The 13,199-nt window shown below is 27.0% G+C and carries 11 protein-coding genes and 1 other annotated feature; all 11 genes read right to left on the minus strand.

Annotation, left to right across the window (positions count from 1 at the left end; translation table 11 throughout):
• Nucleotides 1–188 precede the first annotated feature (188 nt).
• Nucleotides 189–1,625 (minus strand): proline--tRNA ligase, encoded by a 1,437-nt coding sequence (proS, locus tag ACYUDJ_RS12250; RefSeq protein WP_043032559.1) that lies wholly within the window; start codon nt 1,623–1,625, stop codon nt 189–191.
• A gap of 57 nt (nt 1,626–1,682) precedes the next feature.
• Nucleotides 1,683–1,895 (minus strand) — a binding site (T-box leader).
• Between the two features lie 155 nt (nt 1,896–2,050).
• Nucleotides 2,051–2,293, minus strand: coding sequence for a GIY-YIG nuclease family protein (locus ACYUDJ_RS12255; protein WP_003483178.1), 243 nt, complete (start codon nt 2,291–2,293; stop codon nt 2,051–2,053).
• A 139-nt stretch (nt 2,294–2,432) separates the two neighbouring features.
• Nucleotides 2,433–3,656: a hypothetical protein gene (locus ACYUDJ_RS12260; protein WP_042384166.1), complete on the minus strand. Its 1,224-nt coding sequence runs from the start codon at nt 3,654–3,656 to the stop codon at nt 2,433–2,435.
• Nucleotides 3,657–3,750: 94 nt separating this feature from the next.
• Nucleotides 3,751–4,620, minus strand: a complete 870-nt coding sequence (locus tag ACYUDJ_RS12265; protein WP_003483174.1) for an ABC transporter ATP-binding protein — start codon at nt 4,618–4,620, stop codon at nt 3,751–3,753.
• A gap of 160 nt (nt 4,621–4,780) precedes the next feature.
• A complete protein-coding gene (locus ACYUDJ_RS12270) occupies nt 4,781–5,587 on the minus strand; it encodes a hypothetical protein (RefSeq protein ID WP_003483172.1) in 807 nt (268 codons plus the stop codon).
• Nucleotides 5,562–6,134 carry an RNA polymerase sigma factor gene (locus tag ACYUDJ_RS12275; protein ID WP_003483170.1) on the minus strand — a complete coding sequence of 191 codons (573 nt, stop codon included), beginning with the start codon at nt 6,132–6,134 and terminating at the stop codon, nt 5,562–5,564. Before ACYUDJ_RS12275 ends, ACYUDJ_RS12270 begins: the two co-directional genes overlap by 26 nt.
• 328 nt (nt 6,135–6,462) lie before the next feature.
• Complete coding sequence (locus ACYUDJ_RS12280; RefSeq protein WP_003483168.1) at nt 6,463–8,121, minus strand: SulP family inorganic anion transporter; 1,659 nt, start codon at nt 8,119–8,121, stop codon at nt 6,463–6,465.
• A gap of 393 nt (nt 8,122–8,514) precedes the next feature.
• Entirely contained in the window at nt 8,515–9,861 is a 1,347-nt protein-coding gene (locus ACYUDJ_RS12285; RefSeq protein ID WP_042385378.1) for a HAMP domain-containing sensor histidine kinase, read from the minus strand.
• A 22-nt stretch (nt 9,862–9,883) separates the two neighbouring features.
• Nucleotides 9,884–10,576: a response regulator transcription factor gene (locus ACYUDJ_RS12290; protein WP_043032560.1), complete on the minus strand. Its 693-nt coding sequence runs from the start codon at nt 10,574–10,576 to the stop codon at nt 9,884–9,886.
• A 165-nt stretch (nt 10,577–10,741) separates the two neighbouring features.
• Nucleotides 10,742–11,950 (minus strand): ABC transporter permease subunit, encoded by a 1,209-nt coding sequence (locus ACYUDJ_RS12295; RefSeq protein WP_042384162.1) that lies wholly within the window; start codon nt 11,948–11,950, stop codon nt 10,742–10,744.
• Between the two features lie 4 nt (nt 11,951–11,954).
• Nucleotides 11,955–12,860, minus strand: coding sequence for an ABC transporter ATP-binding protein (locus tag ACYUDJ_RS12300; protein ID WP_003483161.1), 906 nt, complete (start codon nt 12,858–12,860; stop codon nt 11,955–11,957).
• Nucleotides 12,861–13,199 lie beyond the last annotated feature (339 nt).

The raw sequence follows: 13,199 nt of genomic DNA on the forward strand, positions 1-13,199 counted from the left end.
AATGTATAATGTATTTTCATATTACAAATACATTATACCTCTTTACTTCCAAAATTTACACCATAATTTACAAATATAAAAGTTAAAGCTTACCACATAAAAGGTATAGAAAAATCATTGATTCCCCTATACCTTTTAATTTTCCAATATATTACTTTATAAGATCTATTAATTAAATAACTTTTTAATTAATATGCTCTTCCCCAGTAAACTAAATTTTTAGCTTTTTTGCCACAACATACACAAGTATCTGATACATCTTCTCCATCAAATGGTATACATCTAGAACTAGCCCCTGTTTCTTCTTTTATTTTTTCTTCACATTCTTTATCTCCGCACCACATAGCCTTTACAAAACCAGCTTTATTTTCAACAACTTTTTTAAATTCATCCATGTTTTTAGCTATACTAGTTTTTTGTTCCATTCTTTCTTTAGCTTTATTAAACATAGATTCATGTATTTTATTTAACAATTCTGGTATAACTACTTCTAGTTCATCCATAGAAACTGTAATTTTTTCTCTTGTATCTCTTCTTACCAAAACCACTTGGTTTTTTTCTATATCTTTAGGTCCAACTTCCAATCTTATTGGAACACCTTTCATTTCATATTCATTAAATTTCCAACCTGGCATCTTGTCTGTATCATCAAGTTTAACTCTCGCTACTTTACCCACTCTTTCTTTTAGTTCATAAGCTTTATCAAGTACTCCTTCTTTATGCTGAGCTACTGGTACTATAACTACTTGTATTGGTGCTATTCTTGGTGGAACTACTAATCCACTGTTATCTCCATGAACCATTATTATAGCTCCTAACATACGAGTTGTAACGCCCCATGAAGTTTGATGTACATTTTGAAGTTTTCCTTCTTTATCTGAATATTGAATTCCAAAGGCACTTGCAAAATGGTCTCCAAGATAGTGAGATGTACCTGTTTGTAGCGCTTTACCATCATGCATTAAACTTTCTATTGTGTAAGTAGCCACTGCCCCTGCAAATTTTTCTTGTTCTGTTTTTTGTCCCTTTATTACAGGTATAGCTAACACATCTTCAACATGTTTTGCATATACATTAAGCATTTGTTCCGTTTCTTTTCTTGCTTCTTCTGCTGTAGCATGAATTGTATGGCCTTCTTGCCATAAAAATTCTGCAGTTCTTAAAAATGGTCTTGTAGTTTTTTCCCATCTTACTACTGAGCACCATTGATTATAAAGCTTTGGCAAATCCTTATAAGATTGAACTATTTTTGCATAGTGTTCACAGAATAATGTTTCTGATGTAGGTCTAACACATAATCTTTCTGTAAGCTCTTCTTCTCCACCATGAGTTACCCAAGCAACCTCTGGAGCGAACCCTTCTATATGATCTTTTTCTTTATTTAATAAACTTTCTGGTATGAATAAAGGCATATATACATTTTCATGTCCTGTAGCTTTAAATCTTTCATCTAAGTCCTTTTGAATCATTTCCCACATAGCATAGGCATAAGGACGTATTATCATACACCCCCTTACACTTGAATAGTCTGCAAGTTCAGCCTTCTTTACTATATCTGTATACCATTGTGCAAAGTCTTCATCCATTGGTGTAATATCTTCAACAAATTTTTTATCTCTTGCCATATTAAATTCCTCCCTAAAATTTATTTTTTTGTAAATAAAAAAAACTTCTAATCCCTATACAGGGACCGAAGTTGTGTCGGCGGTACCACCCTTGTTAACATATATAAAATATGCTCACTTTTATTGATAACGGAATTTTTCCGCTGTATCCTACTTAAATTCAGTACAGAACTCGGAGGCTGGTTCAAAACTTAGCTTTCAGGAATTCTCATCTTACATCCCTCTCTGTAAAAAGCCTAGGAATCTACTATTCCTCTTCTTTGCTATAAAATTATTTAATTTTCTAAGATTTAATTATTATAATAAGTTATATTACAAACATTGTCAATACCTTAACTAAGTTTAATTTTTTTAACTTTATATTGATATTTAACTATGTGCTTTTTCATTATTTTAATGAATAATAATATTATTTGCCAATTAAACTAATTATAATCAAATAATTTTATTTTATCCTTTCTGGATAGTTTTTTTATTTCACATTCTCTTTTCATAGCTTCTCTATTTGTATCAAATTTCTCAGAATGTTTTAAAACTACTGGTCTTCTAACTCTTGTATATTTTGCACCCTTTCCTTTATTGTGCTCACTTATTCTTCTTTCAATATCTGTTGTCCATCCTGTATATAAAGTTCCATCTCTACATTCTACTATATAAACATATGCCATATAAAACAATCCTTTTCTCAATATATTCTACATCTTATATATTCTACATTTATAACAAAATTACTGCTTAATGCATTGTTTTTTATATAACTATTATTTAATTTTATTGAATTATTCTTGATGGAATAAAAATTATTCTTTATTTTATCTCTTCATATTTTAATTTTCTATGTAAAATATAAGTTAATAATGTTCCTAATACAATAGAATAAATTAAAATAAAATAAGGATAAATTAAAGGCTGTCCAAATATATTAATTGTACTAAATACATCATATATTTTTGTAGCATTAAAAATTTGTGTAATACTTAAACTTATCAATGGCTTTTTCCACCAAACATTAGCCACGCCAATGAATTTTTCTACTAACATTGGAAATACAAATATAAAACCAGAAATAAAAAAAGTCATCATAGAGGATTTGGTAATGTTAGATATCAATAATATCAATAATACAAATAAAATAGCTCCTATTATACTTGTAAAAAATAATGTAAGGTAAAACTGTGCTATAGTAAAATTGTACGGAGAGCAGCTAAACTCAAATAAAGATTGCATGGGTGCATTAAATCCTTCTATACCATACATTTTAGTTATTACAATAGTACCTATAAGATTACATATGAAAGCTATAAATATAGCATATATAATCGCCGCTAATATTTTTGCTCTAACACATTCACTTCTACCTTTTTTGCTAGATAAAATTATAGTAGATACTTTAGTTTTATATTCCTCTGAAAAAATAGGTGAAATCCCTAACAGAAGCATTATAAATATAATAGTAAAATTCGTCTCATTTACAAAAGAAGATATATATTGCCAACTTTCTACATAAAAAAATTTAGGTTCTGAAAGTTTTTTATACATATTATTAGCTGCATTCTTATTTTTATATTCATAAGTATTTTCTCTTCCTGCTTTTTTAAGTTCTTTTAAATCTTTATTTAATTCATCTAATTTATATCCTTTAAAATCATGTGGTCTATTATCTAGCTTTTCATTATAAAAAGGAGGATCTGCCTGTCTTAAAACATCAGCTATAGCTACAAATCTTGGTCGTTTTTGTTCTGAATAATTACACCATATTCTCTCATATATTCCTGTAACTTTAGAATTTTTATCCTTATCTTTATTACTTTTAAAAATACTAAATATCTTATCTTCTTTTTCTTTAGTTATTTTTCCTTCAAAAGGCTTTGTATAATTATATAATGTATTTGTTAATCCATATTCATCTTTAATATCCGTAATTGACATAAAAAAATTAGGTCCATAGACAAACAAAAGCATCAAAGCCAGTATCAAAACCAAATGCTTCTTGGAAAATATCTTGTATAACTCTTGTTTTAATAACTCCATATTTCACCATCCTGTTATGTTCTCTCTATATAATTTATTTTTAAGTAAATTTGAAAAACAATTTATAATTTTACTTTTTAAACTTTTAAGCTGTTTATTCTATCTTTTCATTAAAATAGTGCATATACATGTCTTCAAAATTAGGTTCAATATCTATAGCACTTTCTACCGGCTTATGGGGACTTAATATTCTAAGCTGAACTTTATCTCCCTTTCTCATAATATTTACTACTTGATATATATCCTCATATTCAACTATATCTTTCTCATCTACTTCTACCTTCCAGACCTTACCCTCCATCTCTTTTAAAAGTCTGTCTCCTGTTGAAGATTTAATAAGTTGTCCCTCTTTTATTAAAATAACCTCTTTAGCAATATATTCTATATCCCCAACAATATGGGTAGACAAAATAATAATTCTATCTTTGGATATATCTGAAATTAAATTTCTAAAACGTATTCTCTCTTTAGGATCTAGCCCTGCTGTAGGCTCATCTAATACTAAAATCTTAGGATTATTTAAAAGTGCTTGAGCTATGCCAACTCTTTGCCTCATCCCACCAGAAAATTTACCTACTTTTTTATTTTTATACTCACTAAGTCCTACGACCTCTAAAAGTTCTTCTATTCTCTCCTTTGATATTTTTTTATTCAGGCCTTTTAACGCTGCCACATACTTTAAAAATCTTTCTGCTGTAAAATTTTTATAGTATCCCATATCTTGTGGCAAATATCCTAATAAGTCTCTATACTCTTCTCCTAAATCATTTTTATCCACATTATTTACTAAAATCTGTCCACAGGTAGGATTAAGTACATCAGAAATCATCCTCATTAAGGTAGTTTTTCCTGCTCCATTGGGCCCTAATAACCCATAAACCCCTTCAGTCATCTCTATAGAAAAATCTTTTACAGCTACCTTATCTGAATATTTTTTAGTTAAATTATCTATTTTAAGTTTCATACAACTCTCCCCTATTATTTTATTAACTATATTTAATACCTAAATATTATCTATTCTTTATTAAAGATTCCTAATTTTAAAGCAATTCTTATGCTCAATTAGAATGTACTTATAAAAATATCCTTCTACATATAATAAAATACTTTATTTCCTGTTTACCTTATTCTTCATACTGAAAGTCTTTCACTTCTGTTTTCATATATTTTTTAAGAGCCATATAGTACAAATATATACCAACCACTACCATAGTCATATAAACTGCCATGTTTATATACATAATTTTTTGTATAAAATATTCATTTTTAAATAAAATGGATACTAATAAAATCCAAAAACTTATAGCCCCTAATGAAACATAGTATCCCCTAATATTTTTTGCTATAATAAATGTTATAAGATTTATCCAAACAAAAGGAACTATCCACAAAATATTAATTTTTAATAGTTCAACATCTATGCCACTTTTAAAAAATAATAGGCTCATAACAGTATTTAAAATAATATTAAAAATCCCAATTATTATAATCCTACTAATTATTATTTCTTTACCTGAAATTTTAAAACTTAGTTCTAGTTCTAACATATTATTTTCTTTTCCCTTAAAAACTTCTATTAAGCCTAATAATAAAGGAATAGGACTTATTGACATAATAACTTTATAAGGATTAATACTCATATTTATAGCTAATTTAAAAGTTATTAAAAATACTAACATGCTTATAATCCAATATAATTTATTTATATAACTTATTTCTATTTGCCCTCTACTTAACAATTTCTCAAATATCTGTAATAAACTTTTCTTTTTAGAAACATAAATTCTTAAATTTTCTATGCACTGATCTATTTCGTTTTGGGTGGGATACTCAACACTATAGTCATTAAAAACATCTATAAATTGTTCCATTTCTTTCTGTGAAATATCTAAAAACTCTTTATCCTTAAATACTTCTTTTGTTTCTTTCATTACTATCCCCCCTTTGTAATAATGTTTTAAGCTTTCCTATAGCAAGCCTTAATCTTGATTTTACAGTGGACTCCTTTATTTCTGTTATATTAGCTATATCCCTTATTTTCAAATCATTATAGTATCTTAATATAACTACTTCTCTTTGTTCTTCTGGCAATAACATCATGGCTTTTTTAATTTCCTGTCTTTCTTCAATCTTTTCTAAATAATTTATAACATTTTCCTTTTCATAAACCTGCTCTAAAGAGCTGTCATCAACAGTGTTATGTTTAACATAAGCGCTTTTCCAATAATCTTTACAAATATTTAAAGCTATCTTCAAAATCCAACATTGAAAATTACCTTTATGACTTTTAAAGATTTTTAAGTTTTTCATAATTTTTATAAAGCTCTCCTGAGTCAAATCCAGTGTAGTATGATACTCTCCTACATTTCTATATATAAAAGCATATACCAATTTATAATTTCTACTTACAAGTACTTCCATAGCAGATTGGTTTCCACTAATAATTTCATTAACCAATTCTTCATCACTCAGTCCCAAAATTATCCCCCCTCCATAAGTAATACGATATAGCTCTATAAAAGGTTTAAATTTAATTATATTATTTCTTAATTATATAATCCCACCCATTTTTTCTAAAGTGTAGGTGATATCAGTACTTATATACGACATAGGACTTTTAAATAACTGAAGTTGAAAATTTTAAGATACCATACTTTTATATAATCTAGGAAGGATAATAATAGAATAGAATTTTGCTTTATTATAAACAAAAAAGAATCTATAACATAGACCTTTTATAAATGTCTACCTTATAGATTCCATTTCAACTTTACTTAACTTTATTATTTATGTTTTCATATAAAAATTAACTAATACAACAATTATTAGCTGCTTTTATAGCTTCCTCTAAAGTTCTTATAAATCTATTTTCTCCTAATCTTGAAACCATTCCCATATTTTTCATAACCCCCATAGGTTGAGCTTGTACTTCGGACATAATTAATTTTATTTCCTCTTCTATGCACAGTTTTTCTATTTTCTTTAACTCACTATAAGCTGTAACATCTAGTACAGGCATATTTTTCATTCTTAATATAACCACTTTTGACTCTGTATCTAAGCTTTCTATTGAAGATATAAAATTATCTATACCTGCAAAAAATAGTGGACCATTTATGTCATATATTAATATTTCATTACCTATTTTATTTGTATGTATACTTTCTAGACTTAATTTTTTAGAACAATAATTTTGATCCAATTCATTGACTTCTATAGCCAAAGCCATTTTTCTCATAAATAAGCACATGGATATGAATATCCCTACTTCTATAGCTATTACTAAATCAAATATAACTGTTAGAAAAAATGTAGCTAATAATATTATTACATCACTTTTTGGTGCTTTTAACATAGCTTTAAAAATTCTCCATCCACTCATATTATAAGATACAACTATTAATATAGCTGCTAAAGTAGTCAATGGAATGTACTTTGCTAATGGCATAAAAATCTTCATTATTAATAATAATGTTATAGCATGTACCATTCCCGCTATAGGAGTTCTTCCTCCATTTTTAACATTAGCTGCTGTTCTTGCAATAGCTCCTGTAGCTGGTATTCCGCCAAACAAAGCTGACGCAATATTTCCAACCCCTTGTGCTATTAACTCCGTATTTGAATTATGTTTTTCACCTATCATACCATCTGCTACAACTGCAGATAATAAAGATTCTATAGCTGCTAAAATGGCTATAGTAAAAGCTGGCTTAATTAACTTTTGTACCGTGATAATATCTATCCCTGGTAATTTAGGTAGTGCTACTTTTGATGATATTTCCCCAAATTGAGTTCCTATAGTTGCCACATCTAGCTTTAAAAAATAAGCTATAAGAGTAGATAGTATTAGTGCAACTAACGCTCCCGGTACTTTTTTACTAAATTTAGGCCATATTATTAAAACTAATAAAGAAAAAATGCCTAGACTTAAAGTTTGCCAACTTAATGTTCCCATATTAGATATGTACATTGACCATTTTAGTAAAAATTCAGATGGTACTTTATTTATTGCTAACCCTAAGAAATCCTTAACTTGAGTAGAGAATAATGTAACAGCTATTCCTGCTGTAAATCCAACTGTTATTGGATAAGATATGTATTTAATTAAAGAGCCGAATCTTAACAACCCAAAGATGATAAGTATTATCCCCGCCATCAATGTGGCTATTACAAGTCCATCTATACCATATTTTTCTATGATACCATATATAATAACAACAAAGGCTCCTGTAGGTCCTCCTATTTGAACTCTACTTCCACCTAAAAATGAAATTAAAAATCCTGCTATTATGGCTGTAATAAGTCCCTTTTCTGGGGATACTCCCGAGGCTATACCTAAAGCCACAGATAATGGTAAAGCTATTATAGCTACTATAATACCAGCTATAAAATCTTTTATTAATCCTTCTTTGGTTAATCCTCCCTCTTTGCATTTTAATATGTCTAAAATTTCTGGTTTTAACATTTATTTACCTCCTTGTACTCAACTATTATTATACCGCTTTATCAGTGTAAATTCTTTTTTATAATAGGTTGCATTTGTACAAGAATTTAAGTATATAAGAGGTTTTTAATACTATTTAGCATTGTTAACAATTTATTAATTTTTTTATTATGATTTTTAAATAAAAAATAAAGTTCCCCTTTTCCTGGAAACCCTTCTATCCGATGACTACCCGCTCTTTACTCCCATCTTTTTCAAAATGGGAGTAAAGAGCGGGTACGTCCCTGGATAACGATTTCTCCTAAAGGATAACGACTTCTAAGGAGTAAAACTCCTAAGAATTCTGTTAATAAGCTTCAGAGAGAGTAAAAACTCCCTCTGAAGCCAAGAACTCTGTTTATACTATATATGTTATTATAATTTTATTATAATTCCCAATTTCTTATTTTTCATTACTGCATATAACTCTCCTTCATGAAGTTTTATTACCTCTAGAGCTATAGCAAGTCCCAATCCTGCTCCTTTATTACTTCTTGATAAATCTTTCTTATAAAACCTTTTAAATAAAAAATCTAATTCATCTTCCTTTAGAGCTTCTATAGGAGTATTCCAAAATTCCATTACTATTCTATCTTTATTTTCACATAAATTTAAACTAATTTCTGTTCCTTTATAGCTATATTTTATAGCATTAGATATTACATTTTCTAATACTCTCATAAATTTTTCAACATCAACCTCTTTATATAAAGGTTTTTCAGGAAAATTCATAGATATAGTGATACTATTTTCTTTTAGTTGTGGATAAAATCCATCACTTATTTGACGTAGAATCTCTTGGAGATTTATATTTTCTTTATTTAGTTTAACATTTTTCCATTTTAACTTTGAAAATTGAAAAAATTCGTCTATAAGAGTTTTTAAGTATAAGCTTTGCTCTTCAATAGTATTTATATACCCTTCTCTTTCTTCATCTGTATCATACTTTTTCTGTTTTAAAAGATTTAGGAACCCTAATATAGATGTTAACGGAGTTCTTAAGTCATGAGATATATTTAATAAAAATTCTTCCTCATTCTTTTTATTTTCTTTTATTGTATCTCCCATGTCATTTAATGCTACTGCCAAAGATGTAAGTTCATTGTTATATTTTAAGGGTATTTTCTTTTCAAAATTTGATGAATAAAGTTTCTTTACTCCTTTTTCAATAAATATAATATACCTCAATCTTCCTTTTGCAAGTATTGCAAAAATAATCATAAATACAAATAACCCCGTGCACATTACAATAAGATCCCCATCTATAACAGAATCATGATTTATCGCTATATATAGATCACCACTTACCTTCTTTATTTCCCTAATATTTATAGTAATATCATTATCATATTTTTTTATTTCCAGTCCCTCTTTTATTATAGATTTACGTATATTATAAAAATTTTCTTCATTATTGGAACTTAGTATTTCCCCATTAGAATTAATAATAAAAACTAAAGTCTTGCCTCTAAAATCATATGGAAATTCTTTCTTTAGTTGTTCATCCATTTTATGTGGTGTTTTAAGCTCATTTATATGTTTTTTTACAAAACTATCTACCTGTTCTCCAACGGTTTTTTTATATTCTTTTATTATGAAGCTATTTTTAAAGTGTTCTGGAAATAAAAACTTATTGATATTATATGATGAAATATTTAGACTTCTTAAAGCCGCACAGACTCCAAAAACTGTAGTTACCAAAGCTATAATAAAAAGTATCATAAGTTCTGTTGTTAATCCAACTCTAAGCTTCCTTTTCAATCTTATAACCCACTCCCCAAACAGTTTTAATGTATTTTGAATTTTTCACAGTATCATTCAATTTTTCTCTTAAATTTCTAATATGTGTTAATAAACTATTATCATTTTCTAAAAATTCTTGTCCCCATACTCTTTCATATAACTCACTTGAAGGAAAGACTCTCCCTTTATTTCTAGCAAGTAAACATAAAATATCAAATTCTTTTGGAGTAAGTGTTATTTCACCTTCTCCCTTATATAAAGTGTGCTCTTTTAAATTTAATTCTAAATCTTTAATTTTTATAATATATTTGTCATCTTCAAATTCCCTTACATTACTCCTTCTTAAAATAGCAGACATTCTTAAAGAAAGTTCTATTAAATCAAATGGTTTTGTTATGTAATCATCACATCCAGAAATAAATCCTTTAATTTTATCTTGCTGATTATCTTTTGCTGTTAAAAATATAATAGGAGTATTAGTAAATTTTCTTATTACTTTAATACCCTCAAATCCATCTATCTTAGGCATCATTATATCCATTAAAATCAAGTCAAACTTCTCATTTTTTATTTTGTTTAAAGCTTCTTCTCCATTATAAGAAAACTTTACCTCATACCCCTCTTTAATCAAAAATATTTGCAAAAATTCCACTATAGTTTTATCATCATCTACTATTAATATTTTATAATTCACTTAGCATTCCCCCTATCTGTCTGATATAATTATACCAAATAATTCCCAACATCAGAAAGTTAGGGGGGATTATATACTAAATGAATTATTTAAACTTGATTATGTTTTTAAGTTTTTGAAATTACACAAATATATATCAACGAAAAATATAGTTTGATGATATTTTTATAATATATCTCTTTTTACAAAAATAAAATTAGATATTAAATAACACCCTATAGTCCAGGCTAAAAGAATAAATATGATAAAAGGTATATTTACAAATGGTAATCCAATTTTAGGAATTATCTCTCTACTTATTACAAGTTCTCCAGTACTATAAGTGGAAAACAAGTAAGGCATAACTTTATGAATTACTAAGTTTCCTCCAGTAGCGTTATCTAATTGTTTAGTATTTATAATAGATATTACAGCAAACAATACGCCACTAATACTAATAGAAGTTGAACTTTTTTTAGTTAGTGTAGAAATCAATAAACATATTGATACAGTAGCCATTATAAATAGCATATTTATGCCTTCACTCAATACTACAAATTTAAAAATAGAAGACATTTTTAAACTACTTAAATCCGGTTTTACTCCCAAACCTATATTTGCAATTAAATCTTTATTCGCAATATATCTACTATAATAAGCCATTGGCTCTTTAAAAGATCCAAAACTAAACACTGTACCTAAAACTAAAAATGCTAATATTTTTATAATTAAAAATGATAAAATACAAACTAGAACTGAAGCCATAAACTTTGAAAATAAAACTCTTTCCCTAGAAACTGGTTTAGTTAAAAGAAGTTTTATGGTAGCTGGATTAAATTCTCCTGACACTGAAGTAGATGTCATTATTGCTATAATTATTGAAATTATTAAAAATCCTATAATCATATTCACCTTAGGCATAACATTAAATGCAGTTATTTCATAATTTGGTGTAGGCCTAATATTATTATTTAGATAATAATCATTCATTGCTATTTGCTGCTTATATTCACTTATTGCTGCATTTTCACCATTTTTTTCTGACTCTTTTATCTGCTTTTTTAAATTATTATTATCTTTAGTTAATCTCTTTTTCCAATCTAAATTTTTATTTGCAATTTGAAATTTTAGATCTTTATTTCTTCTTTCTATACTTTTTATATTTTGCTCTATTTCATTTTTTCTTTCTTTAGGTATATCTTTATCTTTCTTTTTATTTTGCCAATACTCTAAATTTTTTTCATTAAAACTTAACATTGTTTCAGGTTTAGATTTCAATGTATCTTTGTACATTAAAACACTAATACATGCATATAAAACAATAAATATGCTCATAACAACTAAATATTTTCTTGATAAAATAATCTTTTTCATTTCATTTTTTATTAATTTCATATTTTTAAGCACCTTCCTCAAGTATTTTCATAAATTTATTCTCAAGATTGCTTTCAACCTTACATATATCATCAATGTTTACATCATTTTTACCTATCTCTTTTATTATCCTTGAAAAGTTTTTAGGACTTATTTCAACAACAATAGAATTTTGCTCTACATTAATATTCCTTACAAAATTTAATTTTGAAAATACATCTTGTATCTTTTTTATTTCATTAGTAGATATTTTTAATCTTTCAATATTAGAAGATTCTTCTGACACTGCTTGTATTGTTTTTATACTACCTTTATTTATAATTGCAAAGTGATCACACATTTGCTCAATTTCAGATAAAATATGTGATGATATAAAAACTGCACTATTATTTTTTTTTGCTATATCTTTTACTATCTCTCTAAACTCATGCATTCCTATAGGGTCTAATCCATTTGTTGGCTCATCTAATATTAATAACTTTGGATTTGATAATATAGCTTGACCTAGTCCTAATCTTTGTTTCATTCCTAAAGAATACTTTTTAACCTTATCATTGATTCTATCTTTTAATCCCACAAGTTCTGCAACTTCATTTATTCTTTCTTTAGTAATATCACCATATAAGTCTGCATAGTATTTTAAATTTTGCATTCCTGTTAAATCATTATACATATCTGGATTTTCAACTATACAGCCTACATTTTTCAAAGCCTTTATTCTTTCTTTTTGTATATCATGACCCATAATTTTAATACGCCCTTTTGTTGGAGCTATAAGACCTACCATCATTCTTATAGTAGTTGTTTTTCCTGCTCCATTAGGCCCTAAAAATCCAAATATCTCTCCCTCTTTCACTGAAAAACTAACATCCTTAATTATTTCTCTTTTCCCAATTTTTTTATGAATATTTTCCACCTGAAGAACTTCCATTTTTTCTCCTCCATTTTAAATTAATATAAATTTAGAAATTATTACTATATATTTAATATACATAACAAAACTAAAGGAAAAAGAAATATAAACTAAAGAAAATATAAAGATTATAGAATAGCATTTAAAAATTAATTCTGTACAAAATTTAAGGTAGTGTTAAGGTAAAATACACCTTTATGTAATATTCAGATGATAACCTAAAAGTCAATAGATAGTTTAACATGTAATAAATTTTTAACTATTTAAGATAAAAAACAAATGAAATTAAAATAGGAAAGGAAGGTGAAATCCCTTATAAGTTTACTAAACTGATAATACAGTTAATTTTTGTAACTT

This window comes from Clostridium sp. CTA-6, from assembly GCF_054768115.1.